This is a genomic window from Allolucifera butyrica, assembly GCF_900476375.1.
Lineage (GTDB): Bacteria > Bacillota > Negativicutes > Sporomusales > UPPP01 > Lucifera > Lucifera butyrica.
In genome coordinates this window covers 89,497-115,898 of record NZ_UPPP01000054.1, presented here as the reverse complement: position 1 = coordinate 115,898, position 26,402 = coordinate 89,497, and the positions used below count along the sequence as shown (strand labels likewise).

Annotated in this window: 29 protein-coding genes and 1 riboswitch; of the genes, 3 read left to right on the top strand and 26 right to left on the bottom strand. The window is 51.9% G+C overall.

Annotated elements, in window-relative coordinates:
- Positions 1–307 precede the first annotated feature (307 nt).
- The 21 genes from LUCIF_RS02525 to cobS all read right to left on the bottom strand — a co-directional run bounded on the left by LUCIF_RS02525 (position 308) and on the right by cobS (position 19,845).
- A complete protein-coding gene (locus LUCIF_RS02525; RefSeq protein WP_122626296.1) occupies positions 308–856 on the bottom strand; it encodes a BMC domain-containing protein in 549 nt (182 codons plus the stop codon).
- Positions 853–2,208 (bottom strand): 4Fe-4S dicluster domain-containing protein, encoded by a 1,356-nt coding sequence (locus LUCIF_RS02520; protein ID WP_122626295.1) that lies wholly within the window; start codon positions 2,206–2,208, stop codon positions 853–855. Before LUCIF_RS02520 ends, LUCIF_RS02525 begins: the two co-directional genes overlap by 4 nt.
- Before the next feature lie 48 nt (positions 2,209–2,256).
- Positions 2,257–3,699: an aldehyde dehydrogenase family protein gene (locus LUCIF_RS02515; RefSeq protein WP_122626294.1), complete on the bottom strand. Its 1,443-nt coding sequence runs from the start codon at positions 3,697–3,699 to the stop codon at positions 2,257–2,259.
- 28 nt (positions 3,700–3,727) lie between these two features.
- Positions 3,728–4,699 carry a cob(I)yrinic acid a,c-diamide adenosyltransferase gene (locus LUCIF_RS26695; protein ID WP_122626293.1) on the bottom strand — a complete coding sequence of 324 codons (972 nt, stop codon included), beginning with the start codon at positions 4,697–4,699 and terminating at the stop codon, positions 3,728–3,730.
- The gene (locus LUCIF_RS02505; RefSeq protein ID WP_122626292.1) at positions 4,683–5,495 is read right to left on the bottom strand and encodes a flavoprotein; all 813 of its coding nucleotides are present in this window, start codon (positions 5,493–5,495) and stop codon (positions 4,683–4,685) included. Before LUCIF_RS02505 ends, LUCIF_RS26695 begins: the two co-directional genes overlap by 17 nt.
- 10 nt (positions 5,496–5,505) lie before the next feature.
- Complete coding sequence (pduL, locus tag LUCIF_RS02500; protein WP_122626291.1) at positions 5,506–6,153, bottom strand: phosphate propanoyltransferase; 648 nt, start codon at positions 6,151–6,153, stop codon at positions 5,506–5,508.
- 108 nt (positions 6,154–6,261) lie between these two features.
- The gene (gene eutM, locus LUCIF_RS02495; protein WP_122626290.1) at positions 6,262–6,549 is read right to left on the bottom strand and encodes an ethanolamine utilization microcompartment protein EutM; all 288 of its coding nucleotides are present in this window, start codon (positions 6,547–6,549) and stop codon (positions 6,262–6,264) included.
- 1 nt (position 6,550) lies between these two features.
- Positions 6,551–7,129, bottom strand: coding sequence for a BMC domain-containing protein (locus tag LUCIF_RS27505; protein WP_306438780.1), 579 nt, complete (start codon positions 7,127–7,129; stop codon positions 6,551–6,553).
- Entirely contained in the window at positions 7,126–7,578 is a 453-nt protein-coding gene (locus LUCIF_RS02485; RefSeq protein ID WP_243638664.1) for a glycerol dehydratase reactivase beta/small subunit family protein, read from the bottom strand. Before LUCIF_RS02485 ends, LUCIF_RS27505 begins: the two co-directional genes overlap by 4 nt.
- Entirely contained in the window at positions 7,578–9,398 is a 1,821-nt protein-coding gene (locus tag LUCIF_RS02480; protein ID WP_122626289.1) for a diol dehydratase reactivase subunit alpha, read from the bottom strand. The genes LUCIF_RS02485 and LUCIF_RS02480 overlap by 1 nt, the downstream gene beginning before the upstream one ends.
- 98 nt (positions 9,399–9,496) lie before the next feature.
- On the bottom strand, positions 9,497–10,006 hold the full coding sequence (locus tag LUCIF_RS02475) for a diol dehydratase small subunit (protein ID WP_122626288.1): 510 nt from the start codon (positions 10,004–10,006) through the stop codon (positions 9,497–9,499).
- Between the two features lie 21 nt (positions 10,007–10,027).
- Positions 10,028–10,666, bottom strand: coding sequence for a propanediol/glycerol family dehydratase medium subunit (locus LUCIF_RS02470; RefSeq protein ID WP_122626287.1), 639 nt, complete (start codon positions 10,664–10,666; stop codon positions 10,028–10,030).
- A 21-nt stretch (positions 10,667–10,687) separates the two neighbouring features.
- Complete coding sequence (locus LUCIF_RS02465; RefSeq protein WP_122626286.1) at positions 10,688–12,358, bottom strand: propanediol/glycerol family dehydratase large subunit; 1,671 nt, start codon at positions 12,356–12,358, stop codon at positions 10,688–10,690.
- A 19-nt stretch (positions 12,359–12,377) separates the two neighbouring features.
- A complete protein-coding gene (pduB, locus tag LUCIF_RS02460; RefSeq protein WP_122626285.1) occupies positions 12,378–13,169 on the bottom strand; it encodes a propanediol utilization microcompartment protein PduB in 792 nt (263 codons plus the stop codon).
- 24 nt (positions 13,170–13,193) lie between these two features.
- The gene (gene eutM, locus LUCIF_RS02455) at positions 13,194–13,469 is read right to left on the bottom strand and encodes an ethanolamine utilization microcompartment protein EutM (protein WP_122626284.1); all 276 of its coding nucleotides are present in this window, start codon (positions 13,467–13,469) and stop codon (positions 13,194–13,196) included.
- Positions 13,462–13,908 carry a EutP/PduV family microcompartment system protein gene (locus tag LUCIF_RS02450; protein WP_122626283.1) on the bottom strand — a complete coding sequence of 149 codons (447 nt, stop codon included), beginning with the start codon at positions 13,906–13,908 and terminating at the stop codon, positions 13,462–13,464. Before LUCIF_RS02450 ends, eutM (LUCIF_RS02455) begins: the two co-directional genes overlap by 8 nt.
- A gap of 1 nt (position 13,909) precedes the next feature.
- Positions 13,910–14,248 carry an ethanolamine utilization microcompartment protein EutS gene (eutS, locus tag LUCIF_RS02445; protein ID WP_122626282.1) on the bottom strand — a complete coding sequence of 113 codons (339 nt, stop codon included), beginning with the start codon at positions 14,246–14,248 and terminating at the stop codon, positions 13,910–13,912.
- 309 nt (positions 14,249–14,557) lie between these two features.
- Positions 14,558–16,192 (bottom strand): response regulator, encoded by a 1,635-nt coding sequence (locus LUCIF_RS02440; RefSeq protein WP_122626281.1) that lies wholly within the window; start codon positions 16,190–16,192, stop codon positions 14,558–14,560.
- Positions 16,193–16,213: 21 nt separating this feature from the next.
- Positions 16,214–17,431: a sensor histidine kinase gene (locus tag LUCIF_RS02435; RefSeq protein WP_122626280.1), complete on the bottom strand. Its 1,218-nt coding sequence runs from the start codon at positions 17,429–17,431 to the stop codon at positions 16,214–16,216.
- 175 nt (positions 17,432–17,606) lie between these two features.
- Entirely contained in the window at positions 17,607–18,638 is a 1,032-nt protein-coding gene (locus LUCIF_RS02430) for a nicotinate-nucleotide--dimethylbenzimidazole phosphoribosyltransferase (protein ID WP_122626279.1), read from the bottom strand.
- A 110-nt stretch (positions 18,639–18,748) separates the two neighbouring features.
- Positions 18,749–18,959: riboswitch (cobalamin riboswitch) on the bottom strand.
- A 115-nt stretch (positions 18,960–19,074) separates the two neighbouring features.
- Positions 19,075–19,845, bottom strand: a complete 771-nt coding sequence (cobS, locus tag LUCIF_RS02425; RefSeq protein WP_207856869.1) for an adenosylcobinamide-GDP ribazoletransferase — start codon at positions 19,843–19,845, stop codon at positions 19,075–19,077.
- A 175-nt stretch (positions 19,846–20,020) separates the two neighbouring features.
- Here cobS and LUCIF_RS02420 point away from each other — a divergent pair, with 175 nt between their 5' ends.
- Complete coding sequence (locus LUCIF_RS02420; protein ID WP_122626278.1) at positions 20,021–20,323, top strand: EutN/CcmL family microcompartment protein; 303 nt, start codon at positions 20,021–20,023, stop codon at positions 20,321–20,323.
- Between the two features lie 7 nt (positions 20,324–20,330).
- On the top strand, positions 20,331–21,284 hold the full coding sequence (locus LUCIF_RS02415) for a magnesium transporter CorA family protein (protein ID WP_122626277.1): 954 nt from the start codon (positions 20,331–20,333) through the stop codon (positions 21,282–21,284).
- 30 nt (positions 21,285–21,314) lie between these two features.
- Here the strand turns inward: LUCIF_RS02415 and LUCIF_RS02410 are convergent, their stop codons facing one another.
- Together LUCIF_RS02410 and LUCIF_RS02405 are read right to left on the bottom strand one after the other, a co-directional pair.
- The gene (locus LUCIF_RS02410; RefSeq protein WP_122626276.1) at positions 21,315–22,226 is read right to left on the bottom strand and encodes a 5'-nucleotidase; all 912 of its coding nucleotides are present in this window, start codon (positions 22,224–22,226) and stop codon (positions 21,315–21,317) included.
- Between the two features lie 200 nt (positions 22,227–22,426).
- The gene (locus tag LUCIF_RS02405; RefSeq protein WP_165865855.1) at positions 22,427–22,597 is read right to left on the bottom strand and encodes an aspartyl-phosphate phosphatase Spo0E family protein; all 171 of its coding nucleotides are present in this window, start codon (positions 22,595–22,597) and stop codon (positions 22,427–22,429) included.
- Between the two features lie 413 nt (positions 22,598–23,010).
- On the opposite strand from LUCIF_RS02405, the gene LUCIF_RS25920 reads away from it, so the two are divergent.
- Entirely contained in the window at positions 23,011–23,169 is a 159-nt protein-coding gene (locus tag LUCIF_RS25920) for a hypothetical protein (protein WP_165865854.1), read from the top strand.
- A 94-nt stretch (positions 23,170–23,263) separates the two neighbouring features.
- Here LUCIF_RS25920 and LUCIF_RS02400 read toward each other — a convergent pair whose 3' ends face one another.
- The 3 genes from LUCIF_RS02400 to LUCIF_RS02390 all read right to left on the bottom strand — a co-directional run bounded on the left by LUCIF_RS02400 (position 23,264) and on the right by LUCIF_RS02390 (position 26,360).
- Positions 23,264–23,725 carry a chemotaxis protein CheW gene (locus LUCIF_RS02400; RefSeq protein WP_122626274.1) on the bottom strand — a complete coding sequence of 154 codons (462 nt, stop codon included), beginning with the start codon at positions 23,723–23,725 and terminating at the stop codon, positions 23,264–23,266.
- Between the two features lie 25 nt (positions 23,726–23,750).
- Positions 23,751–24,803 (bottom strand): PocR ligand-binding domain-containing protein, encoded by a 1,053-nt coding sequence (locus LUCIF_RS02395; RefSeq protein ID WP_122626273.1) that lies wholly within the window; start codon positions 24,801–24,803, stop codon positions 23,751–23,753.
- Positions 24,804–25,052: 249 nt separating this feature from the next.
- Positions 25,053–26,360 (bottom strand): PAS domain-containing protein, encoded by a 1,308-nt coding sequence (locus LUCIF_RS02390; RefSeq protein ID WP_122626272.1) that lies wholly within the window; start codon positions 26,358–26,360, stop codon positions 25,053–25,055.
- Positions 26,361–26,402: the final 42 nt, after the last annotated feature.

The window sequence follows — 26,402 nt, the reverse complement described above, 5'->3', positions numbered from 1 at the left end:
TTACAGTATATTTTTATAATTTATTCGGGAACCGGTCAAAATTTTCCTTCCCCGAAATACCATTAACCAACAAGGGAAATTGTGGCAAGAAAAACCGCTAACGCAGTTTTTCGGGGACGAAAAAACTTATAAATTCTACAACTCTTACGCACTTCATAACATCAGTTTGCATATTATGTAATGAAAGGCAGATCAGAACAAATCTGCCTTCCTCCCCCGCATTTTTCTACCACTCCCTCCCTCCTTAAATAACAAAACCTCCGGCAAGCCGGAGGTTTTGTTTATTGTCGCCATAAAATGTGAGCAATCATAACAATGCCTGGCGTAAATCCTTATGGGGCGCGGCGATTACCAGTTGGCTGACCAGAAAGCCGCTGTCGGCGACAGCGCCGCTGCCCGTTTTTACGGCAGCCGTAACGGCGCCAACATCCCCGGTTAATGTTACGATGGCTTTGCCGCCCATGCCGCGGGCCAGCCTCACCTCAATGATTTCCACCGGCGCTGCTTTGGCCGCAGCATCGGCAGCAATAATGGCCGAAGCAACAGAATAGGTTTCAATTATCCCCAGGGATTTCAGTTCCTTAATCTCCGCACACCCGTTCAATGCCGGAAACACCTGGGGATGAATGTTCGGCAGGACGAATTCGTCCACCACACTGTCCTCCCCGATTGACCGGCCGCTGCGGACTGCGCTTTGTACCGCCCCGACATCCCCGGAAAACATAACAACATACTTTCCCGGACACAGGGGCTGCGCCATAATCAGTTCAATAGGAGCTGCTTTCAAGACGGCATCGGCGACGAGAATGCCTTGGGTAATATTTTTAAGTTCCAATAAGCCAATGGCATGTTTCATGTTACGTTCCCCCCTGCTGCTTCCGCTGACCGGATGCCGATATAATTCTCCACTGCGAAAATCTCACCGGATATACTGGCGTGAAGGTTGGCACTGACCGCCGCTCCTTCACAGGCAGCAGCAATTAAATCACCCCGGTTAACCCGGTCGCCCGGCTTAACCAGCGGCTTAGACGGCGCCCCGATGTGCTGGGAAAGAAGCAGCCGGACTTCACCCGGTGTTATATCCCGCAATTCGAGCGGCGCAGGCCGGTCATACCCGGTTAATCCTAAGCGGGCGATCAGCCGTTTGATGGGAATCCGCCGGTAGTCGCGTTCCGCCCGCGTTCGTCCCGGCTCAATATGATGGGGGTTTTTAATGCCCCCTTTAGCCAGTTGCTGCTTAAACTGAGCATTAACCCGGCGCGGCGACAACCCCATGGTGCAGCCGAATGTATCACAGGCGCCGCATTCCGAACAGAGAAAAGCCCGCGTATATACGGCCGTGTCACCGGACACACCCCGGCCGACAGCCTGCATAATCCGGTGCGGCTCCAGACTGTGGCCTAAGAGATAGCGCGGACAGACGTCCGTACAGGCCCGGCAATTGCAGCAAACAGCCTTGGCCCGGTTGGCAACCGTTGCCCACGGCGTCGTCTTTTGCAAAATCAAGGGATGATCCGACGGCAAAATAATCAGTCCGCCCGTAGTTTTCGTTATCACAGCTTCAGCCGGGATTACCTTGCCCATCATCGGACCACCGTCAATGACGGTATAATCTTTTACTGCCGCTCCTCCGGCAAGACTGATCAGTTCCCCGACTCCGGTGCCGACAGGCGCCTTTAGCGTGACCGGCCTGGCAACAGCGCCGGTTACGGTAACATATTTATCGGTAACCGGCTGTCCTTCCAACGCCTGGGTCACATTAATCAGCGTTTCTACGTTAGCTACCACAACCCCTACGTTAAGGGGAATTCCCCCTTCCGGCACAATGCGTCCTGTTACTTCGTGCACCAGGACTTGCTCATCACCGGCCGGATAAAAGTCCGGCAGGAAAAGAATTTCCACCTGTTGTTCGTTCATCCGCTGCAAGGTTGCCTGAAGATTGTTAACGGCCGCTTCATATTTCCGTTTCAGTCCGATAAATCCCCGCCCGGCGCCGGTAGCCAGCATGACTGTTTTTAGCCCCATAATCAGCTTGGCGCTTTCGGCGGCCATAATATGCTGGTGAGCGCGCAGCAACGGTTCACATTCGGCTCCGTTGGCAATGACCGTATCGACACCGGCATTTATTTTGACGTGAGTGGGAAAGCCGGCCCCGCCCGCTCCCACCACTCCGGCCGCTTTTACCGCCGCAATAATCTCATCTCGCATTTGCGCCGACCACCTTCTTTGTTTTTCTACCAAACTATAATCATTTCGCTAAACTATGGAAAATGCGTCAACAAGCACGCAGCGCCGCAGACGGGTAAAACTGCGGGGTGAAGTAAGGCCTTCTCCCGTCGGTCCGGCAATCGTGAATGTGGGATATCCTTCGCCGCCGACGCCGATGCCGGCATAGGAAGGCGCATTTTTAACAAAAATAGTCGTTTCAATTGCCCGGGCATATTTGGTCATATTATCGACGTTCTTAGAATGCATTATGGCGGTATGGCGGTTGCCGTGCTCTACCTTTACCGCCAGTTCAATGGCGGCGTCCACATCTTTTACCTGCACCAGCGGCAATACCGGCATCATCAGTTCCTCCAGGACAAAAGGATGGTCTGCTTCGGTCTCGCATAATACAACCTTAATGCTGTCCGGCACATCCAGACCAATTTTGCTTAAAATATATTTGGCATCCTTACCTACGTAATCCTTATTCACCGCATAGGACTTCCGCGTCTTAGGGGTACAGCCGGTTGCCATCTTGGCTTCTTTTTCCGTCAGGATCACTTTCATCAGTTGCTCAATCTGCGAACCGGTAATTTGATAGGCGCCATATTTGCGCATATAGGCCATCAACTCGTCGGCAATGGAGCCGACGGCAATTACTTCTTTCTCGGCGATACAGGGCAGGTTGTTGTCAAAAGAGCAGCCGGCCACAATATCCCGGGCGGCTTTGGCGATATCCGCCGTCTCATCGACAACAACAGGCGGATTGCCCGCGCCGGCCCCGATCGCTTTTTTGCCGGATGAAAGTACGGCTTTCACTACGCCCGGACCGCCGGTAGCTACCAGCATCCGGATGTCGGGATGCTGCATCATCCGTCCGGCTGCTTCGATGGAAGGTTCCGCTACGGCCGTCATCAAATTGGCCGGTCCGCCAGCTTTTTCCACCGCCGCATTCAACGTCTGAATTGCCCTAACCGAGGTTTTCCTGGCTGTAGGATGCGGGCTGAACACCACCGTGTTGCCGGCCGCAATCATGCAGATCCCGTTGCCGATGATAGTTTCCGTCGGATTGGTAGTGGGCGTAATGGCGCCAATCACGCCAAAGGGAGCCATCTCGACAAGCGTTAATCCCTTATCACCGCTCCAGGCTTCCGTCTTTAAATCTTCCGTACCGGGGGTTTGGCGGGCGACCAGCCGGTTTTTGATAATCTTATCTTCGATCCGGCCCATGCCGCTCTCTTCCACCGCCATGCGGGCAAGTACTTCCGCATTTTCATAGGCGGCATCCCGGATCGCCTGAATAATTTCTTCCCGCCGTTCCAAAGACAAACCCCGCAATTCTTTATACGCTTTCAGTGCGGCCGCCACCGCTTCATCCACCGTATCGAATATGCCATAGGGAGTATTGGTTTTTTCCCCGGACGGGCTATTTTGCATTTGAGCCAGCACTTCCGCCGTGACTCTGGCAATCAAGTTATCATCTACAATCATTTCTAATCCTCCTTTGCCGCCGCACTATTTACCCGGCCAGACCGGCCCGGGCCACGGCCATATCTTCTTCCACTGCCCCGCCGCTGACACCGAGACCGCCAACAATTGCCCCATTTTCGTAAATAGGATACCCGCCGCCAAAAATCACCAGACGTCCGCCGTCAGTCGTATTCAGTCCATATAACGGCTGTCCCGGTAACGTCTGCAACGCTGCCTGGTCGGTCGGCATTTGTAAAGCAACTGCCGTATAGGCTTTATCCCGGGCGATGGCAATGCTGGCAATCAAGGCCCCATCCATCCGGTGCTGCGCCACCAGGTTGCCACCGGCATCCACTACGGCAATCACCATGGGAACTTTTATTTCCACCGCCTTTTTCTCGGCCGCTTCAATGATTTTTTTCGCCTTTTCCAGCATGGTAACACCACCTTCCCGCGTCGCCGGAGTACTGTTTATCACCGTAAGAACTTGCCGGGTTAGGGTTTGAACCAGTTCTTCCTGTTCTACACATCTGGCCAGAACAAATAATAAATCAGACAAACGGTTTAAATAAAGCGGTACTGTCGCCGGTATCATGCCGGACCGCTTAAGGCGGACTACACACCGCTCGGCCCGGCGGACGATCGTCCGGGCCAAATCGAAAGCTGCACCGGCGGAAGAACTGCCCGGCGTAACAAAATAGTTTTGGGGAATCCGTTTTTCTTCCAGCCTGTCGATGATCTGTTCCAGTCTTTGCACATGTTCCGGCGTAATCCGGGCCGGTACATCGGCGGCCGTATATTCCGTAGCCAGATCGGCATTAAGGGAAATCAATTCCTTTTGAATTTTCTCGATTAACGCCGCCGTTGCCTCATCCTTGACGAACGACTTGGCCAGACCCATGGCCGCATTGGCTTCATCCACCGTTCCGTACGTTTCCACCCGGATATGATCTTTGGATACCCGTTGCTTGCTCAACAGACTGGTTTCACCGGCATCACCCGTTTTAGTATATACTTTCATAGGATTGCTCCTTAGCAACAATCTCAATGCCATATTCCCGGGCCTCATCCCAGGCCAGCGGGGTAATTAGCGCCCCCGTAGGTGCCTGATACTCGGCGGCGCCCGTTTGCGCCGCCAGGCGAATGGCTGCCGCGTCAACCAGCGTTCTTTTGCCATTCCTCACCAGACGCTGATTCTCCGGTTTAACCTTTGGCAACAGAAGCTCCTGAGCTCGCTGCGCCAGCTGTTCAATCGGAACCAGTTGAATTCCCAGTCCTTCAATGCGGTTCAGGTTTTCCTGCAAAACCCGGGTTAATCCGGCCGGCCCTTGCCCCATGCCGTTCCGAACCCGCCATTCGTCCCGGGGATCGGCCGCATTGCGGGCAGCGATAACCGGTTTGCCGAACATGAGCGCCTGGATAATGAGAATCGACGGCAAAGTATCGGCCAGGGTGTAGGCTAATTTAGCCGCCGTATTTTGCGTCAATACCGGCACGATAACCAGGTCGGCTTCGCGCAGCATCTTGCCGGGATAGGGATCTTGCGCTGTAAGGATAGCAATGTCCTGCCCCAAAAAGTTCCGTATCCGCTCCGATCCCACAATCTTCTCCGCCGCCGGGGAAAGAATCACCGACAATTGTGACGGCAGCGACTGCAGTTCCTGCATCGCCACCATCCCCGCTTCCAGGCCGATTGTCCCGCCCGTAACCACGGCCATAATCTTCCGTCCGGGACACTTTGGGTCAGGATTTGCCTTTTGTTCCAATCGCCGCATTACCTCGGCAGTAATCCTTCGCACTAAGGTTTCTTGCTCCATGTCCCCCTCCTTACTGCTGCAAAGTGACCAGATCCCCGTTATTCAAACCGGCGGCGTTGGCTTCGTCCGTATCAATATGAAACTCCCGACGGAAATCGGGACCCACCCGCAGCAAAACATTACTGAAAATGCAGCCCCGTTCGCCGTCACTTGCCAGTTTCACCCTGTCGCCGTCTTTTAGGCCAAAATGACTGGCCTCTTCGGTTTGCATGTGTACGTGCCGGGCGGCACAAATCACACCATTTTCCAGGGTAATGGCGCCGGCGGGACCGACGACGGAAATTCCGGGCGTTCCGGCCGTTTTACCGGAATCCCGCACAGGCGCTTTGACCCCGAGCAGAAAACTGTCGGTCCGGGAAATCTCTACCTGACTCTGCCGCCGTACCGGTCCGAGGACCCGCACACCCCGTAGAACTCCTTTCGGTCCAACCAGTGTTACCGTTTCATTGGCGGCAAATTCCCCCACTTGTTTAAGGTCTTTGGCTTTCGTCAGCTGATAACCCGGTCCGAAAAGACATTCCACATGACCGGAGGTTAAGTGAATATGCCGGTTGGACACACCCACCGGAATTTTGTCTTTTGCCAAATCCGCAGTCGTCGTATCGGCCAGCACTGCCAGCACCTTATTCACAACTTGCTCGATTTTCCGTTGGTCCATGTTTTTCACCCGTTCTTTGTTTGAGAATTTGGGCAAAGCACTTGGCTGGCGGCTGTATTTTCCGCCGAAAACACATTCCGTTCAACCAAGTGCTATGCAGCCAATGCCCTAGGCCTTAACGTCGGAATTGGGCAATATTTTTTCGATATCCGTGTGAGGACGGGGAATTACATGGACGGACACCAATTCTCCCACTTTCTGGGCCGCCGCCGCGCCGCTGTCGGTAGCGGCCTTAACGGCTCCCACGTCACCCCGGACCATGACAGTCACTAACCCGGAACCGATTTTTTCGTAACCGACTAACGCTACGTTGGCCGATTTAACCATGGCGTCAGCCGCTTCGATTGCTCCTACCAACCCTTTGGTTTCAACCATTCCTAATGCCTCTCCGCGCATATCATTCTTCCTCCTTATTTGTTTCATAGTGAATGCATGTTGTCCTTGGTTCGCCCTTCCGGCGGGAGCAGGCCGGGTCACCGCACAAATTGCATACTTCCGGTGCTTTTTTACCGGGCACTGCTGCCGGCGCCTTATCGTCCGGCGGCAATTCTTCCGCCGTTACTGCCGGCACCGGAGCCGGCTCAACCTTTTCCTCCCGCTGGACCGGGACGAACTCAGGAGCCGCCGGCGGCGGCTCACTGGCGCAGCCTGTCGTTTCCCTGGTTTGAATCAGCTTTTCCAGTTCATTGTGCGGCCGGGGAATCACATGAACCGCCCAAACTTTATTTACCTTGGCGGCAGCCTGGGCCCCCGCCTGTACGGCAGCCTGAACCGCTCCCACATCACCGCACAGCTTGACGGTCACCATGCCGCCGCCTTTTGTCAATTCATAGCCTATCAGTTTGATATTGGCGGCCTTGACAGCCGTATCTGCGGCTTCCACCGCTGCCGCCAAACCAATGGTTTCAATCAACCCTAACGCCGTTTTGACCAAGACTTCACCTCCCTTGGTCTGCAGTTTAACCGATTGTTTCAACTGCGCTGTTCCTGTAAAATTCGGCAGATAATCTGATTAATCAAGTCTGGCAGATCTCCGTCATTTTCCTTAACCGGTTCCGGCGGTTCCATTTCCTTAAAGGGTGTTCCCTTAACCAGCCGGGCGGCATTATAGCCAACCCGCCGCCAGTCCTCCGGACGGGCTGAACCGTCGAGCCGGAACAGCGGTTCCTCCGGCGGCAAACGGTGATAATGAATACACAGGGATTCCCGGTGAATGCCGATGCCTACCCCCAGCGGCGAAGCAGCGGCACCCTGATAGGCCAGTTCGGCAGCATGACTGCCGCATCCCGTAACCAGCAGGTAAGGAATGCCCTCTTCCTCCAGACCGGCTTCTATTTCCCTTACTTTTTCTTCCTGTCCCGCCTGCTGCTCTATATAAATCATGACGCAAGGCTTGACCGGTGTGGCAATCGCCGCCATATTCATCACGCCTTTCCATCCGGATAGGACAGGACCAGACCGGTAGCCACCGCATTGCGGGGTCCCTCACTGCCCCGGATGTTGCCCCGGCCGCAAACGATACTGTATTCGGCCAGAGAATCGGTGACCATGTCGGCCACCTCGAAATCAAGAGCCGACCCGCCAACCAAAACCACAAAGGGAATGTGCCGGATATTGCCGGTGGGAGCCACCCGGGCCAAAGCCCGGACTGCGTTAGTGACAAACACTCTCTTTTTGGCCTCCCGGCGTACATGGCGGATTCTGTCCAAAGGATGGGTCGTTGGAATAGGAACCATCTCACCGTCTTTCAGGATGACCACCCTGGAAAATACCGCCGGCGGCAGATGCTGTTCGTAAAACCGGACAGTGCCGTCTTCCAGTCGTACATGGTACAAGCTTTCCACCTTGGCCAGCGGATACTTTTTGATATCTTCCGCCAGATCAATGTTATCCAGACCCAGTTCGGAATTTATCAACATGGTAACCATATCGCCGGCGCCGGCCAAATGAATCGCCTGTACTACCCCGTCCCGGGTAACAATCGCCGCATCGGTTGAACCGCCGCCCATGTCCAAAATCGCCAGGGGTTGGGCTGTTCCCGGTGTTGTCAGCGCGCCCCGGATCGCCATATTGGCTTCAACACCGGCAATCACTACCTTAACGCCCAAACGGGCTGTTAATTGGTCGGCGATCTGCTGCATGGGCAGCCGGCTGGTTTTTACCATCGCCGCCAGCGCCACGGCATTTTCCAGGGCAAATTCACCCGCCAGGCCTCCCTGCACCTTTTGTGGCATAAACGTGTCAACTGCCAGGATGTCCTGGATTTTCATTTCCGCCAGCGGCTGGGCCGTCAGTTCGCTCATGACCTGGCGTACCCGCTCCAGCATGCCGCCCACATTGGTTCCTGCTTCGCCCTGCACATCCTGTACGGGCTGAATTTTTTCCACTTCTTCCATAATCCGGACCGCCCCGGCTTCCACATCCACATCCACCTTGCCGCGCCGCCCCGTAATGGTTATGAAGCCGGCCGGAATCGTCCGCGCTTTGACGTCGCCCTGCGGTGTCCGCACAACTACGGCCGAACGGTTACCGATGAGGGCTCTGGCAATGGGCACTACCAACCGGGTTTCTTCCGGCGACAGCTCAAAGACGGTGGCAATCCCGTACGGGTTGGACAAGGTCTTAATGGTCTGTCCCGGTTCGGCTACTTCCACGGCTGCCAGCATATCTAACGGCACCTTATCAATAAACGTGACTTCATCCACGACAGGGATTTTCTTGCACAAACGGTTGGCAATAAGCACTGCGTCATCCTGCCTGACTACGGCCCCCTGTACGTCCACGCCCCGTTGGTGGGCCGTATTGAGAGCAGCCGCCACCGCTTCAAAGTCGATTCCGCCGGGAATAATTACAATCACTTTCTCACCGGCCCGTACGGCACTCAGCTCGCTAAAGGCAACCGTACGGCCGCCCCCCAGGCCAATACCGCCCGGCGTGGACGGATTATGTCCAATCATAGTGGATTCGGTAATAATTGTTTCCGTAATGGTCTCCATTGCCAAGTCTCCAATAACGGGAGTGGCCTCGTTAAGACGGATTTCAGCAAGGTCGCTCATTGTCAGGCCGGCCTTTTTCAGTGCATCCTCCAGGGCGTTGATAATGCCCGGTAAATTGGCCGTTGTTCCTTTAATTCCTGTGGTTTTGACCAGGCCGCCGGCTAAAAACTCTATGTTCCGACCGCTAAACCTGGCCAGGCATACTTCTGTCGTGGAGTTTCCAATATCCACACCCGCAACTAAGGCCATACGTTTCCCACCTACTTACGGCCGTTCCCGAGCCGGAAATCCGCCTTTTAATACGGATCCCGCGGAACCAGCCGTTGGATTATAAGTCATGATTGCTGCTAATCCTGTCTTAACCGGCCCCGGCGTTCATATACATCGGCCGCTTCCCGTACCAGGGCGGCACTAATTCTGGCATTATATTTGGTTTCCATCTCTTCGGCAATAGCAATCAATTCCGGTTTAGTGGAACGGTTCGGGCGCAGCGCGTTGTAAATTTCCAACAGCCGGTCATCGGGAATGGCCGTAAGTTCCGCCGCCCGCCGTAAATTGGCGGCAAACTGGTTGCGGCCTACCCCGTCGGCAATTTCGGCCTGCATCCGGAGCGTCTCCGGCGTAATGCGTACATCCTCCGCTGTTACCTGACCGTTCAGTACTTTTTCCAGCGTAATCTCGTTCAGTTTGCGGCCGGTCGGCGTCTTTACCAATTCCGGCCGTTTGCTGGACAAGGGATAATCCCGTACGGGATCCAGGCCAGCCGCTGCCGGCGCCGGAGCGGTTTTCTTCGGTTCCTGATACATGGTTCTTAGTACTTCCCGTACAATGTCTTCCACCATCTTCTGTTGACTCATTATTCTCTCACCTCCACCGACTTAAAACTGCACGTCGATTTCCACCGGTTTGGCGCCGGGAACGACGTGTTCAGTTTCTTTGATATGCAGCACGGCTGCTTTCGCCTGATACTTCGGCCGGGCCATCTGGTCGTTCTTGGTCGGCACCGGTATCGGTGACCCGCCTTTGGCATACTGAGCCGCGTTGCGGCCAATCGCCCGGTAGGTTGCTAAATCCAGGAGCGGTGACTGGGGAAATAATTCCAGATTGCTCAAAGGAGCCAAATCTTTTTGATGAATAATGGATGTCCCCCGGGACTGAAGGCCGATAGCAATCCCCGAGCCGCAGAGTTTGGCCCCGTCCAAGGCACAGAAGGCCACGTCCGACGTCCGCAGTACGCGGATAACACGGGCCCTAAGACCTTCTTCCTCAATGCCGGCGATTACTTCCCGCAAAACATCGCTATGAGGAATGTTCACAATGGTCTTATTTTGGTATTTGCCAAATGCCGGCGCCAGGGCGATTACCACTTCATCCTCTTTGGTCCCCGGACGGGCTTCCCCTTTTTCCACCAGCGTCATGGGGCGTCCACTCACTGCCCTTTGCGGGGTCTGGGGGGCTTCCATGCTCTGCAGCACCTGCGTGACAATCTCCCGGATCATTTGTTCATTGATTTGCATACATACACCCCTCTTCCTGACTCACACGTCAAAATCAGACGGTTTAATCGCCTGGCTGATGTTTTTAATTTCATCCCACCGTTTTTGACTTATCCGGTAGCCCGTGCCGGGACCGCGATAATCATTCCGGTCGTTTACGGCGCTGACAACGCCGAATTGCCGGTCAAGAATGGCCGACGTGTGGAGATAGTCGCCGGAAACACGCTGTTTCAGCAGATTGAGCACATATTCAGCAAGGTCGTTAAAGCCGCCTTTGGCCAGGGCCTTGACCACATCAATGCCGGTAAGACCGCGGCTCATCATTTCCTGGGCCGCTTTCAGGTCTTCCACGACATTACGCGGCGGCATGTCTTTACTGCCATGAGCATACGTCGCTGCTTCCACTTCGGCGTCGGAAATCGCCGGGAAACCGAGTTCTTTGTAAACGGCCTGCAAAGCACGGGCCGCCTGGTTGCGGACAGCAATGGCCTCTTCTTCCGACACCGGACGAAGGCCGCCGTCAACCATCAGGTCGCGCTGGATAATATTCCAATCGTCATAGTCGTCCACATCCCAGTTGGAACCGGCAAACATATTGTCGTAATTGGGCACGCCGCTATAGCCGGAACAAATGAAGTCGGTGCCCGGCAACATCTGCATCAGCGTGCGGGCAGTACGGCGAATATCCGAATGGGTAAAGGTCTGATCGTTGCTGGAGGCGACTTCCAGATCCAGCATGGTGGTGCAGAGATTTTCCGCCAGCACGGCCCGGATGCCGGAAGGAACCGCCGCCGGTACGCCGATACAGCTGACAGAGCCGTTCTGCAGGCCCTGCACGCCGGCGCCCCGGGTAATCATAATGCAGCGGACTTCCAAATATAACATGGATTTGCCTTCCGCATAGCCCATCTGCACTTCCGAACCGGTTCCGGAGGTAAACCGCATCTTGAGGCCGCGGGAAGCATAGGCCGAGGCCAGAAAGGATTTGGACCACGGGGTATCATCCCCGTCGACAAACACATTTTCCGTACCATATACGGAGATGGTTTCCGCGTAAGCGGTAATGCCGCGCATGCCAAGCTGCAATTCTGTCGCTTCCTCCAGGGCGCACTGGATCAAAGTGCCGCCGCGGCCGGCCTGGCTGCCGACCAGCATGGACAAAGCATTAAAGGGAGCATACCGTACAACGGCTACGGTCGTTTCCATTTCATCAAACCCGCGCAGGGCCGCTTCGGCAGCATCGGCAGCAATCAATACGGGATTGTCATTCACATTGGTAATATGGCATTGGTTGGACGGAGTCTTGCGGGCCCGCATTTTTTGCAGCGCCATCATCATTTCCACAACATTCATGGTATTGAATACGGCTACAAATTTAGCCGGTGTCATGCCGCGGGTAATTTGCAGGATTTCCTCCCGGGAAACGTTGACATCAACCAGCATTTTGGCGATGGTCAGATCATCCATAGCCATGGCTTTCTCCGCCGCTTTCACATCAATGGCCCAATCGGCAATAAATTGATCGATAAAATCAAATTGTTCCCGCGGCTTACCATCCAGTTCCACAATTTTACCGTTTTGGATTTTCACGCTCGGCACCGGATCATTCGGGCTGCCCATGGCCATTAAGCCGACTTCCGGCCATTCGACTACGAAGCCATCCTGATTTACGGGACGGGCCGCCAAAGCCTCAAACCGTTTTGATCTTTTCATGTTTCTCCCCTCCCAATCCTTAGATGTACGGCGTCGTAGACGACGGCGCCGGTCCGGCCATTGCTTCCAGCAGCTTCTTGCCGGCATCTTTCGCAGCCAGTACAGCCTGGCGCACAGCACCCGAATCCCCGGTGATCATGATAATTACTTCGTTGGAATAACTGGTGCCGCCGCCCGGGCTGGCATATCCCACCAGTTCCACATTCGCCGTCTTAACCGCCACATCGGACATAAGCACACCGATTGCCGCCGGAGCGCCGACAATCAAGCCAAACGCCTTGCCTACGGGAGCGCCGAAAGCCTTGTTAATGGCATAGCTGGCCCGGGCGGTATATTGCAATTCAATATGACCGGCATCATTACCATATACATCGCCAAAAGTGCGACTGAGTTCTTTCAGGGCCACTTCCACCGCCCGGCGGGCATCGGAAACCTCTTCCGCTCCGAAAATAATCAATGAGCCGTGGCCGGCGCCGCCTTTCGTGTCACGGGCCAACTCAATCGTAACGATTTCCGTATTAGTGGCTTTTACAGCTTCATCGGCCGCCATAATATGAGGACCGGCGCCGGTTCGGGCCCCAAGAATACCGATGGACCGGAATTTCGGGTCTAATTTCATTTTCTCATGCAGACTGGGGTCCACATTGGCGATAACCAGGCCGATGGTATCCCCAATAGCCGTACCGACAAACTCGGTCATTCCCGTAAATTTGGGGGCGCTGGCTGCAGCAGGCGCTTCCGGCGCCGCCGTTTGCGTTTCCATCCGTTTTTTAATTTCATCCATTACTTTTTCAATGAGCTGATCTTGCATAAACAGGCCACCTCCATTTTATTCCTACTTAATTTTAGGAAGAATTTTCTCCACATCGCTATGAGGACGAGGAATTACATGGACTGAAACTACTTCCCCCACTTTTTGCGCCGCCGCCGCACCGGCGTCCGTCGCCGCTTTGGTGGCGCCCACGTCGCCGCGGACCATGACCGTGACCAGTCCGGAACCGATTTTTTCATAACCGATTAAAATGACATTGGCTGCTTTCACCATGGCATCGGCTGCTTCAATCGCTCCGACCAATCCTTTGGTCTCCACCATTCCCAAGGCTTCACTCATGACATGCACCCCCTCTCTGCAAGTAATCCATAAGCTCATTCAACCCTTCGCCGGTAACCGTGGAAACGAAGAAAACCGTCTTTCCTGCTCCCGCCTGCTCTAAACAGGCTCGAGCCCTTTCTCTGTCGGCTGCGGGTAAATCCACTTTGGTAACCACCCCAATCACCGGCCGGGCAAACATACCGGCAAAGGCCGGCGGCAAAGTACTCTTCCCTTCGGTGGCATCCTGCACCATAATCACCAGGGAGGCCGACATAGCCGTCACCATAAGTGCGGAATAAAACCGGGGAATTTGCGCATATTCACCCGGTGTATCAATTGCGCCGTCGGCAAACGAAATGTCCTGCGTCTTAGTTACGGGCCGGGAATTCTTCGCGAGAGCAGCAGCCAATGACGTTTTGCCGGCCCCCACGGGACCAATCAGCATCACTTTATTCATATCAGGAACGCGTCAGCCTGGCACCGGTAAATCCCATGCCTTCCAGCAGGCTGGTAACCTGAGATAAAGCCGCCTCAACAGCCGCGACATTGCCGCAAATGACCAGGGAACCCGTAAAGCGGTCCAGAAAACCGATCTGCACCGCGGCGGCTTTGGTTGCCACGTCGGCGGCAATAATGGCCGCTTCGCAGGGTGTAATCGTTAATATGCCAATGGCCGTACTGGCGGATAATCCCAGCTTTTCACATAGTTCCCGCTTGGGATTGGCGATAAGATGGGCCAGCGTAACTTGTTTGCCCGGTACATACTCTTGCACCACCCGTGGTATTTCCTGCGGCATGAATTTCCCTCCAGCTTTGTTCTTTCTTTTCCGGAGCCTGTAGGCTCCTCCCGGCATGTTATAAATTGGCGGTAATTGTCCTTAGCCCTTGAGCCAATCTTGCCCTTCCATGCAACATATTTGCGGAATAAACTTTGAATTTTCGCAAAACTCCACTGTCATTTCCGGAATAGTATTTTCTTGCCGGCATAACGCAGTTTAATTACCGGCAAAGCAAAAAAGGACTGCCTTTACGCAGTCCTTTTGTATAGAATTTTCATTCCATCGCAGTCTTCTTGTAGAATGAAAATTTTTTATTCAATTTTAGAATTATTTTGTCTCCAGTTTGTCTTGCTGCGAACGTAAGCCTCGCCGGTATTGATTGGGAGTTACTCCCACCTCATGACGAAATACCCGGCAGAAATAACTGGCATCCTGATAACCGGATTCGGCGGCTACGCGTACGACCGTATAGTCCTGGTTGCGGAGCAGCCGCTTGGCCTTTTCGATTCTGGCTTTCGTCAGATAATCGACAAAGTTACAGCCTTTTTCCTGTTTGAATAAACGGCTGAAATAAAAAGGACTCAAGTGGATAGTCTGCGCAATCTCCTCCAGTGATACGTTCTTATGACAATTTTGCACGATGTATTCACAGGCTTTATTTATGACGCGGCGATTCATACCGGAACGGCTCTCCAGCATATTATCCAGGAAACGGTCAAGGGACTCCATCATCCAACGATATATCTTTTCCTGGCTGTGGCATTCGACTAAATGACGAATTCCATCAAAATTGAGCAGCGTTAGTTGGTCTAAATTGGCACCGCCTTCGACGGCGGCCCGGGACAAAACAATCAGTAATTCCAGCACACAGGCCTTCACGGTTTCTATGCTGGTCTGACTGGCGAACATTTCTTTCAGAAGCTTATCCAGGGCATCCCTGGCGGCTTTGCGTTCGCCGCAGCGCACCTTGTCCAGCACGGCCCGCTCATAGTGAAAGGGATAAATAAATGGGCCTACCCGCAAGTGAGGTACTTCTTCGACCGGAATGATCTGGCTGTCTCCCAGAAAAAAACGTTGATGGTGAGCGTTAACCGCTTCCACATAGGACTTATGAATATCCAGCGGATTCGTATAATAACGCCCGATGCCGATGGTTACACTGATTCCCATATCCTGATTCAGCGTGTCCCGGATAGCTTCCGCCATTTTCCGGGTTTTCTGCCTGACCACATCCTGATTTTCTCCGTTCTCGAATCCCAGCAGTACAACAATGCTGTCGCTGCCAAAGGGTGTGACCAGACCGTTATAGCCGGTTACACTGCAAATGTTTTTATAAATAGCCTGCTTGACGATCTGCTTTTGCAGCTCACTGTCGCTCATGGTTAACTGCTTAAAATTGTCCACGTCTACCACCAGCGCTACACCCGGATCAACCAACAGTCCTAGGAACCGGGACCTCTCCCGGAAATGCCCGGGGTCCACAATGTTCCCGGAAATTAAATCATACACAAACGACATCTGAATAAAAGGAATGGCCTCCGCCAGACTTTGCCGCAGACGGGCTTCCTCTTCCTGTCTGGATTTTACCAGACCCACCTCGGCGGTAACTTCTAAAAGCGCCTGCACAAGGTCGTCCGGCCGCGTCGGTTTCAGCAGATAATTGGCTGCTCCCAGCATTAAAGCCTGCTTAGCATAATCAAATTCATCGAAAGCCGTCAGAATAATAACCTTGGCATCGGGCAGCAAAATACGAATCTCCCGGGTCGCTTCCAGCCCATCCATTTCCGGCATACGAATATCCATAAGCACAATGTCCGGTCTTTCCCGTTCCGCCAGCCGCACAGCGCTTTCCCCGTCGCCGGCCTCACCGACGAGGGTAATGTCCGGGCAATGACGTTCCACAATAAACCGGATCGCCTGCCGTTCCAGTTGTTCGTCGTCGGCAATGAGTAACTTATACATAGTAAGAGTTCCCTTCTAAAATTATTGAGCAAACGGCAGGAATATGTGGACCCGGGTTTCCGCCCCCGGAGTTCCCTCAATGCTGACGCCGTAGTCACCGCCGAAATAATGCTGAATCCGCTTGTGAACGTTAATGATCCCCAAACCTGTCGTCTGCCCCCGTGTTGCCGTCCGCTTTTCGGCCCGGAAAATTTCCCGGACCCGTTCCGGTGTGATTCCTACACCGGTATCGGCTACAGTAAGCCGTACTTTAAGCCCCTGCCTGCTTGCATTGATTAGAATCCGTCCCCCCTCCTTTTTAGGCTCCAGTCCGTGAATAATCGCATTTTCCACCAACGGCTGGAGGGTCATGGCCGGTATCCGGATTCCCATTAAATCGGGCGCTATATCAATGCAGGCCTGAATCCGGTCCCCAAAACGGACTTGCTGAATCACCAGATAATGTTTGATAGAGGATACTTCACTGGCCAGTGTTTCCAGTTGATCAATATCCCGTAAATTGTTGCGCAGCAAATCGGATAACGCATATACCACTTCCTGGGTGCGGCCGGCTCCCTCCAGCAGTGCCAGTCTGGCAATAGTATTCAGCGTATTGAACAGAAAGTGGGGATTAACCTGGGACTGCAGGGCCTTTAGTTCGGTAGCCCGCAGCATGTTCTCCAGGTCCGCCTTGGCCTTCATTTCACTCATAAGCTGTTTTTGGACAATATTGGCAATCCCCATTTCCACAATGTAGTTAGCCATAAGATAAATCAGGTCGGCCGCCGCTTTCACTTTATTGGCCGGAACCGTTTCCACAGCGTTAAAATGCTCTTCTAAAAGGAAAGCCTCCAATCCCAGGTCCGCCACGCGGCGGCGCATTTCTTCCTTGGCGTTATAATTGTCCTCCGGCAGTACCACCTGCCCGGCCAGAAAAGCCCCCATATATTCATTATGAACAATGATCGGCGCCGCCAAATCAGTCAAGCCGGCATGGCAATGGTAGACAAACGGACGTTTGTCGGCCGTCGCCTGGCGTCCGCCCCGGTCATCGCAGGCCATACAGCGTTGAAAACCGGACGGACAGGAACGGACATAATTGCAAAAGCCGGTAAACCGGCTGGGTGAAGTAACCGGCTTGCCATTGACATCAACAATGACGGAAGCCAAACCAGTTACCTCGGAAAACTTGTCTTGAATTTCCTGCAAAATGCTTACATTGACAATTTCCCCCAAAGCAAAACCTTGATATTTCTGCACAGGATCTCCTCCATTAAAACGGATTGGGTCTCCAGGGCGGTATAATAAAAATATTCTGCGAATTCATAGTATTCAATTGGCTACCAATCTGATTTTCTCCTGCCCTCATAAGGCGGTCCGTTTTACTCAGCGCAAAGAAATCCCGCAATACCGCAATATAGTACTATCTATAATATTATAATGCCACCGGCGGTGATACTGCCTGAACGGTTGCGCCGAAATCGCTCATTCTGGCGGCATGCATCACAGTATATAGAACTGTTTTTAACATTCCCACCATGAGCAGCGCCCCTGTCCCTTCCCCTAATGCCATATTAGCCCGGATCGGCACCTCGTCGGTTAAAATATTGCCCAGCATCAGCGCGTAGATCATTCCCGGCTCCCTGGACAGATGCGACGGAATGCCAAACCTCTCTACCGCCTGGTTTAGACGGGCAGCACAGACATAAGCTACGGCGGCAATAAAACCGTCAATGACAAAGGGCGTATTCAAGTCGGCGCACTCCAGCATGGCGCCGCACAGGGCGGCAATGTCAAAACCGCCTACACAGCGGATGATATCCGCCTCATTTTTCATAGCGGCCTTATGCTTTTCCACTCCCCTGGCAATAACCAGCCGTTTCCGGTTTACGATATCCTTATTATGGCAGCCGGCTCCATAACCCACGACAAACTCCGGCCGCATTCCCGATAAAGCATGCAATACAGCCGATGAAGTCGTTGTATTGCCGATACCCATCTCGCCAAAGGAAAGCAGATTATGCCCCGCTTCCACCGCCAGACGGACCATCTCCCGGCCGGCTTGCAGCGCCATGTTATACTCCGCTTCGTTCATGGCTGCCTCTTTTAAAAAGTTTTTGGTTCCTTTTGCCACCTTCCGGTCAGTGCCGACCGCGTCTTCGCTCTTGATCCCCACGTCGACGACCTGATAGGGAATCTGGTTGCACAAACAAAAACAGCTAATCGTCGCCTTGCCGGCAACCATGTTCTTAGCCTGTAAATAGGTAATCTCGGCCGGATAATTCACTACCCCTTCTTCCACAATTCCGTTGTCGGCAGCAAAGACCAGATGATGCGGTTTTATCTCCGGCTGCATTTTTCCCCACGCCAGAAAAATCTTCTTCACATGTTGTTCCATCAGGCCCAAACTAGCCGGCGGTTTAGCCATTCCATCAATCCACTCATCCACATAGGCGGCAAAATCCATACTCTAACCCTCCTAAAAAATTGGTAAGAAAAAATAAAATACCTAGCCAAAAAAGGCTAGGCGGTTTATGTATGTCCTATCCTTCCGGCATAGCCCCTTGCGCGGGGGCATTATGTCAGCGCAAACAGGCAGGTCTCCTGGCTGCGGATCATTACAGCCCCTGCGCCTTCCCGTTATCCGGTGGCATTGGCAGAGGCGGTTCCCCGATTACAGTGGCGCGACCGCGTCGTTTCAGGATAGAACATCCTTCCGAACTTCCCTATTCTCCCCTTTGCGCTTGCTTAACAAGCGCAAAGGGGCACCTGTTTGGTGGCTATGTATTCTATTGTTGAACCCTATTTTTCGCTTAAGACCACTTAATCCCTGCTAAAAAAATACAGTTGGCAAAATACTGCTGCAAGACGTCAAAAAAGTATTATTTCTCCAAGCAGGTTTCTCATTGGAGAAATAGCAAATAAGCGGCCAAACAGACAACTTCAGACAGCTCCTTGACGGCCCCGTATACGTCGCCCGTCAGTCCACCCAAAACTCCGGCAACATGCCGGGCAAATAAAATGGCAAAAACGGCGGCGGCGGCTAAACCGGCCAGGGCTGCCGGGCCCAGCGGCCCAAGCAGTGACAGTGACAATAGCCCGGCAATCAAACATGTTTTTCGGCCCGAATAAACGGCAAAATCCTTGCCCAGTCCTTTGGACCGGGCATAGGGGAATAAGCTGACGCCGATAACCATGGCCATGCGTCCTGCCACCGGCATGGAAAATAAGGCGATAGGCAGCAGTGCCTGATTCATGGCCATTAAAAGGGCTACCTTAGAAAAGATGATAACGGCAAAGGCCATGACCCCGCCGGAGCCTACCCGGCTGTCTTTCATAATAGCCAGCGTATCTTCCCGGGACTGGCCGCACAATAAGCCGTCCATGGTATCCATCAGGCCATCCCAATGCATGCCGCCGGTAAGCAAAATATCAGCCAGCACCAGACTGACAGCCATAACGTGGAGCGGCGGCCGTCCTTCCCGGAGAAAGGAAAATACCCCATACAACGCTGCCAACAGGCTGCCCACCACCGCCCCGATTAAAGGAAACAACCGGACACTCCGGCCAAAGCGCTCCGGCGACCATTCCGATTCGGCAAAAATTCGTAAGCGGGTTAAAAACTGCAAACCAGTGACAAAATCCTGAAAAATACCGGCCAACAATCCCCTCACATCCTCTCCCGCCTTTACTTTATTCCCGCCAGACAGGAAGCCTCCTGCCGCGGCGGCCGTAAATCACAAAATTGTCTGATCAGTGAGCAAGATAGTCCATAGGTAGAATTGGAGGATCAGCCAATATAAAGAATAAGTGATACCCGTTTATTTTAAGGGGAAAGGATGTTAGACTATGTGGCTCGGAAAAGTTGTGGGAAATGTTGTGGCAACCCGGAAAGACGACACTTTGGTAGGCTATAAATTACTCATTGTTCAGCCCCTGAATCTGGACGGACTCAATACCATGAGTATCCGGGTGGCCATCGACACGGTAGGCGCCGGAAACGGGGAAACAGTTTTGGTGCTGGAAGGAAGCTCAGCCCGAAAAGTAGCCAGCACCGACAAGAGCGCCGTCGATGCCGCCATTGTCGGCATTGTCGATACAATGGAACTGGAAGGCGTGGCCAAAGCGCAGTATTGGGTACAAAAAGGCTGATGAAATTATGCTGACAATCTGTAAAAGCATTGCGGAAAACTACGTGGAAATTCCTCTGTCAGACCTCGGACAGGGTACCTGGCTCAATATTGTCAATCCCACACCGGCTGAAATTAAGCAAGTAGCAGCGGCAACCGGCGTTCCCGCTGACTTTTTGCAAGCAGCCTATAACGAACAGGAATACTCCCGCATCGTGATCGGCAAAAAATGCATTCTCGTTATTATGAATATTCCCGTCATGCATGATGCCGACGCCTATGATACGGCGCCGCTGGCGGTAATTCTGACGCCGGACCACATCATTACTTCCTGCCGGCTGGTTACCGATATCCTGCCGGATATTCATACACCGCCCAAGCCGATGCTGCTGCCTACAGATAAAGGCAGCATGTTCTTATTCCAAATCCTGTATCATATGGGATCGGTATTTTTGCGCCATATTTACGCCATCCGCCACCGGACGGATGAAATTGAGCAACGTCTGCGCAAATCGCTTGATAATGTGGAAATTTTTCAGTTGCTCAATCTGGCTAAAGGACTAGCTCACTTCACTGCATCACTGCGGGCCAACGGGATTGTGCTGGAAACGATTCTACGCCTGCGCAGCGATCCCCGGCTGCACAGTTTTTTAAAAATGTATGAAGAAGAAGAAGATATTTTAGAAAATGTAATTATTGAAAATAAACGCGCCCTGGAAATTGTTCAAACCTACAGCGAGATTTTGAGCAGTATGATGGATGCCTTCTCCTCTGCCGTCGGCATTAACCTGAACCGGGTTATGAAATTTTTGGCGTCGGTTACCATCTTATTATCCATTCCCGCTTTAGTCACCAACTTTTGGAGCATGAGCCTGGTGGTTCCCTGGCAGGGAACTCAAACCGGATTCTGGCATGTCGTTATAATTTGTTTGGTGCTTACCGGCAGCACTGGCTACATCTTGTGGCGAAAGCGAATGTTTTAAAAAGAAAGACCGCTAATGCGGTCTTTTGGCTCATAGCGCCATATTTTTAATTCCGCTTGGCACATGCCCGGTCGGTACGAAACGGGCCGCATTTTGACAGTATGTCTGCTGGTCGTCAAAAAAGATATGCGGCCGAAAGCCTTCTAAAATAGGCGCCTTGTCCCAACCGCCCAGAAAAAAGGCTTCATCAATCCCGACACCCCATGAGCGAAGGGTTTTAACCGCCCGTTTATGGGCCGGTGCATTACGCGCCGTAACCAGAGCGGTGCGAATGGGTTTGTGATCCAGGCCTTCATAAGCTTTCTGCACTTTGTTCAAAGCTTCCAAAAATGGTTTGAAGGGTCCCGGCGGCAACGGAATTTCACAGTTTTCCGTTTCATGCCGTTTGAATTCTTCCAAACCCTTTTCCTGATATACCCGTTCCGCTTCATCGCTGAATATGACCGCGTCACCGTCAAAGGCAATGCGTATTTCATCCGTATTATCATCGACGAAGGCCAGCCCGGTATAAATGGCAGCACTGGCATAGCCATGGTCCAGCGCCAGCCGTACATCTTCGGAATTGGCCGACAGAAAAAGATCGGCTCCCAAGGCTCCCAGATAATGATACGGTGACCGGCCGTTGGTAAAAGCCGCCCGGGTAATATTCAAATTATAATGCTCGATGGAATTAAACACCCGTAACCCCGTATTGGGATCATTCTTCGAAACCAGGATAATTTCGACGGCGCTTTCGTCCGTATGCGGCAAACGCAGTGCTAACAGCCGCTTAATCAGCGGAAAGGCAACACCCGGACAAAGCGTTTCATTTTCATGTTCAATCTGGTAAGCCGTATATTTCCGCAACCCCTGCGTCTCAAAAATTCCATTGCTTTCATCAAGATCAAACAAGGCCCGGGAGGAAATAGCGACTACCAGTCTGTTATCCCGTGTGGATTCCACCAAAATACCTCCTCATCATAGTGCCAAGCCGGTATCTTACTTTTGTACTCCCTACTTTCATTCTCTTCTTTGTGCCATATCCCTGCCAAGAAAGACCCCATAAAAAATCCCTCCGGCATTGCCGGAGGTTTTCTTAATTTATATATCATATATAGCCTCGGTTTCTCCGCTTCCGGAGAAAGCTGACCTGCAAATATCGGCTATGCCTTGCACTTGCGGGAAAGAAGTTTTTCATATTGGTTCAGCATCTGGTTTAATTCCTGACTGGCCCGTATTACTTCCGGATCGGTAAAACATTTTCCTTGTGCCGTTGCATGCAGCCGGGTGCGTAATTTTTCAATAATACGTTCAATCTCTTGAATCTCATCCATTTTATCAGTCCTTTGCTCTGAATTGGTTTTCAGCATAAAGACATTTACCCGGTCATACCAATATCTCTGTAGGTTTTCAAATTTAGACGGACTGTTCAACAGTATCTGTTAAAACAATAAGGTTTATACAGGCGTCCTATCACCGGGAAAAACTTGCCGTTAAACCGAACCCGGGAGGGACAGCAAACTCCCGTGATATTATGATATATTTTTCCACTACACTCGACAATTCCTGCTATATTTCGTATTTACCGCAATTTCTTGTTGGAAAATGAGACATTTGTCCACAAAAAACGCGGTGCAGCTTCCGGCACCAAACGCAGGAACAAATTAATCGGAATAATCATCGCCAGCATTACATATACATAAAAATGGACTCGCCTTTATTTTAAAATGACGGGGAGGTATGCTTTATGAAGAAACGACTGATATCCGGTTATTTCTCAAGTGTGCCCGATGCCGCGTTAGTCACGGAAACGTTGAATGCCCAATGGAACAATGCAGACAATGAATCGACCGTTCAGAATAATGATAATGGAACGAAAGCGGAACGGCCTGATCCATCCGTTTGAGCCCGATTAAAAAGACCCCGTTCGTTAGCACTCCGCTAATACAACGAGGTCTTTCCATTTATCCTCTTATCACCTGTAATTGGTTCGCCCGGCTTTAACCGCCGGCTGGATTCCCGATCGTCTCGTATTCTTCGATTGACAACATCACTTCCGGATTTAAAATAACAACCATTCGTTCGCCAATTTTACCGATTCCCTTGATATAGTTGGTTTTATCCCCGCAAACAAAGGCAGGCGAAGGCTGCATGTCGGACTCTTCCAATTTAACAATATCCGTAACCTCGTCTACAATACAGCCGGTAGTTGACTCATGCGCATTCAGCATGATAAATTTGCTTTCATCGGATAATTCCTTTTTCGCTAATCCGAACTTGGTCCTGAGATTAAAAATATAATTTACCTGTCCCCGTAAATTTATTATTCCTTCTAATATTTTCGGCGCCCCCGGTATAGGCTGAATGCTGAATTTCTTCGAACGTAAGATACCGTTGACGGCCGAAACATCGACGCCATACTCTTTTTCATCTAATGCAAAAACTACGAGTTGGACGCTCACAGATTTTCGCCTCCTCTGCTATTCTTTATTTCTGATTAGCCAGTTGGCTCAGTTGTTCGGTGAGGCCGGCAATCTCCTGCACACTTGCCGTTACTTGCTCAATCGCCGCAGCCTGCTGCTCAATCGTTGCCGTCGTTTCACTTCCCATTCTTACGGTTTTATCCACCGAATCCTTAATAATTGTCGTCAATTCCTTAATCTTGCCTACGGTTTGCTTGGAATCAGCGGAAAGATTTCTAATTTCCTGGGCAACAACCCCGAAACCCAGACCGGCCTCCCCGGCGCGGGCAGCTTCGATGGCAGCGTTCAGCCCCAGCAAACGGGTCTCGTCGGCAATATCCTTAATAAAATCCATTACCTCATCAATCTTACCTGTTACCGTATTAACATTCTTAATTTCCTTATTCAGATCCGCCTGATTGCCGCTCACGGAAGTAGCAGAGGCGGCCAGTTCCTCCATCGTTGCCGAAATCTGGTGGGCGCCGTCGGACAGAGTATTAACCACCGCTTTCAGTTTCAATTGTTGATAAGCGGCCTTCGACATGTTGTTGGCCACAATAAACAATACATTAGCAGCCGCCTCAATTGCTTCCCTGGATAAAATCCGCGCCTCTTTCGATGCCGCAACATATCCATCCGGGTCTACTCCAATTTCTTTAGCGATCCGGCGGTATTTTTCCTCCTCGGGAGGAGCCGTCAAAACCTGGCCGCCTAAAATAGTGCCGATCAAGCGGCCTTCTAGCATAATGGGCGCGGCAAAGTCGATAAGACCCGCATGGCATTCATATACTACCGGTTTGCCTGTCCGGACCGCTTCCTCGCCGCCTTTGCGGTGCGACTCGGCGCACCGTTTGTCCCCGCACTCCGTCGAATGGGTATAATCCTTGCAGAATCTGATATAACGGCTCGGATTGGTAACCGGGTTGCCCTGAGGATCGACGGTTACGCTTGCCAGCCCTACACCGGTGGCAAAATCGTCCTGGAATTGCTGCAAAAACTTTAGATCGATTACATCGGCCAGTTTAACCGCATCTAAATCCAAACCATCTCTCAATTGAACTTCATTTTGAATAGCCATACTCTCTTCCTCCTCGTTATTCTAGATTTTCGCCCTTGTTTTTTACTTGTCCAAAATTTGCAGACACCTTGCAGTGGCACAACAAAAATACTTTTGCCTCCCGCAAAGCTTACTTAAATTGTAAGATACCATTTCATTTTTTTCTATTATCTACAAAAACTATATTTTTTCGTCAAAAAACGACAGACTATTATCTTTGAAAGATAATAGTCTGTTAACCAAAACTACATTCAAATTAATAAATAATTCTCAGTCAGGGCCGTTCAATTTATGCAATTTTATTGCCACTGCAAGAGACAGCCGATCTTCGAAATGGTCAACGGAAATTTCGAGCATCTTCTCAATGCGCCGTTTGCGGAACACCGCCGTTTTATGGTGAATGAATAATTTCTCCGCAGCCTCTTTTAAATTGGAAGTTTGAAGAATCGCCTCCAAAGTGACCAAATAGTCCGTGCCTTTTTCCCTGTCATAGTCCAAGAGTTTACCGATTTTTTCTTCTATGAAGACCTGGGCCGTCTCTTTTCGTCCGATAGACGCCAATAATTGAAAAAGACCCAGGTCCCGGTAATGATATATTCCCTCGCTGCTCCCGCCTTTGCACCGGGCGGCGGCGACGGCGCTCCACGCCTGCCGGTAACTTTCATATACACTACCCGGTCCGGACTTAGATTCGCCGACTCCGACGATCACATCAAGCTGAGGATAGAACCGCCGGACTTTATCCCGGAGCCGTCCCGCCAATCGCATCCCGCCTTCTCCGCCCTGATAAAGAATGCCGATATTGTCGCGGCCGTTCCAGACGATACAATTTGATTCGTCACTCAATACAGTAATAATCCTGTTTTTGAGCAGTTGCCGGTAATCCGCTTCGTCATTCTTGCGGTCCGCTTCCGTATGGTAGCCACATGTTACCAAGCAGCAGCATAACGGTTGGGAAAAATCCAATCCTATCGATTTGGCGAAAACAATCGCCTGCTCGTCGACAAAGGTACGCCCGCTCACGATGTCATTAATAAAGTCACTCTGCAGCTGCAGTTTACATGATAACTGCAATGCCCGCTCCAGTTGCAGCTCCCTGTTCAATCGCCACTCGGTAATGTCGTTCAGCGTCCCCGTTATTCCGATTATCTTGCCGGCGTCGTTCAGCATCAGCCGGGCGTACACTTCCATCCACCGGACCCCGTCACCTTTCGTCAGGTAACGGACTTCATGGTGGCAGTATTCTTTCTTTCGTTCAATGAGAAGTTTTAATAGTTCCTGATTATGCTCCCTGTCGTCCGGATGCACATAATCCAGAAAAAGGGTGCCAGCACTCTCGCTTATAGCAAACCGGGTAATCTTTGTCCACGCAGAATTGAGAAACGTCCACCGCCCTGCGGCATCAGTCTGGAATATTACCGTTTGGACGTTATTGATAATCCGTTGGTATTTCTCCTCCGTTGCCAGGCACTTCGCTTCCGCTTCGAAGAGTTTTCGCTCCAGAACTTTGATTTGATTCAGCAATTTCTCATTTCCAGGATGGGCTTCACTATGACTCCGCCGGTCAGTAGTCTGCATTGTTTATCACCTTTTCTTGAGTCTGCTTAAAAAAGCTATAGA

Coding starts and splice junctions, on each gene's coding strand:
- LUCIF_RS02470 (WP_122626287.1), bottom strand. CDS start 10,666: ATGCAAATCAATGAACAAATGATCCGGGAGATTGTCACGCAGGTGCTG.
- eutM (WP_122626290.1), bottom strand. CDS start 6,549: ATGCGCGGAGAGGCATTAGGAATGGTTGAAACCAAAGGGTTGGTAGGA.
- LUCIF_RS02505 (WP_122626292.1), bottom strand. CDS start 5,495: ATGGAGCAAGAAACCTTAGTGCGAAGGATTACTGCCGAGGTAATGCGG.
- LUCIF_RS02415 (WP_122626277.1), top strand. CDS start 20,331: ATGCTGACAATCTGTAAAAGCATTGCGGAAAACTACGTGGAAATTCCT.
- eutS (WP_122626282.1), bottom strand. CDS start 14,248: ATGCCGCAGGAAATACCACGGGTGGTGCAAGAGTATGTACCGGGCAAA.
- LUCIF_RS02405 (WP_165865855.1), bottom strand. CDS start 22,597: ATGGATGAGATTCAAGAGATTGAACGTATTATTGAAAAATTACGCACC.
- LUCIF_RS26695 (WP_122626293.1), bottom strand. CDS start 4,699: ATGAAAGTATATACTAAAACGGGTGATGCCGGTGAAACCAGTCTGTTG.
- LUCIF_RS02395 (WP_122626273.1), bottom strand. CDS start 24,803: ATGGCTATTCAAAATGAAGTTCAATTGAGAGATGGTTTGGATTTAGAT.
- LUCIF_RS02480 (WP_122626289.1), bottom strand. CDS start 9,398: ATGGCCTTAGTTGCGGGTGTGGATATTGGAAACTCCACGACAGAAGTA.
- LUCIF_RS02450 (WP_122626283.1), bottom strand. CDS start 13,908: ATGAATAAAGTGATGCTGATTGGTCCCGTGGGGGCCGGCAAAACGTCA.
- pduL (WP_122626291.1), bottom strand. CDS start 6,153: ATGGACCAACGGAAAATCGAGCAAGTTGTGAATAAGGTGCTGGCAGTG.
- eutM (WP_122626284.1), bottom strand. CDS start 13,469: ATGAGTGAAGCCTTGGGAATGGTGGAGACCAAAGGATTGGTCGGAGCG.
- LUCIF_RS02390 (WP_122626272.1), bottom strand. CDS start 26,360: ATGCAGACTACTGACCGGCGGAGTCATAGTGAAGCCCATCCTGGAAAT.
- pduB (WP_122626285.1), bottom strand. CDS start 13,169: ATGCAAGATCAGCTCATTGAAAAAGTAATGGATGAAATTAAAAAACGG.
- LUCIF_RS02440 (WP_122626281.1), bottom strand. CDS start 16,192: ATGTATAAGTTACTCATTGCCGACGACGAACAACTGGAACGGCAGGCG.
- LUCIF_RS02430 (WP_122626279.1), bottom strand. CDS start 18,638: ATGGATTTTGCCGCCTATGTGGATGAGTGGATTGATGGAATGGCTAAA.
- LUCIF_RS02515 (WP_122626294.1), bottom strand. CDS start 3,699: ATGATTGTAGATGATAACTTGATTGCCAGAGTCACGGCGGAAGTGCTG.
- LUCIF_RS02485 (WP_243638664.1), bottom strand. CDS start 7,578: ATGAATATGGCGGCGATTGCCACACCGGTCAAGCCTTGCGTCATGATT.
- LUCIF_RS02465 (WP_122626286.1), bottom strand. CDS start 12,358: ATGAAAAGATCAAAACGGTTTGAGGCTTTGGCGGCCCGTCCCGTAAAT.
- LUCIF_RS02520 (WP_122626295.1), bottom strand. CDS start 2,208: ATGCGAGATGAGATTATTGCGGCGGTAAAAGCGGCCGGAGTGGTGGGA.
- LUCIF_RS02525 (WP_122626296.1), bottom strand. CDS start 856: ATGAAACATGCCATTGGCTTATTGGAACTTAAAAATATTACCCAAGGC.
- LUCIF_RS02420 (WP_122626278.1), top strand. CDS start 20,021: ATGTGGCTCGGAAAAGTTGTGGGAAATGTTGTGGCAACCCGGAAAGAC.
- LUCIF_RS25920 (WP_165865854.1), top strand. CDS start 23,011: ATGAAGAAACGACTGATATCCGGTTATTTCTCAAGTGTGCCCGATGCC.
- LUCIF_RS02475 (WP_122626288.1), bottom strand. CDS start 10,006: ATGAGTCAACAGAAGATGGTGGAAGACATTGTACGGGAAGTACTAAGA.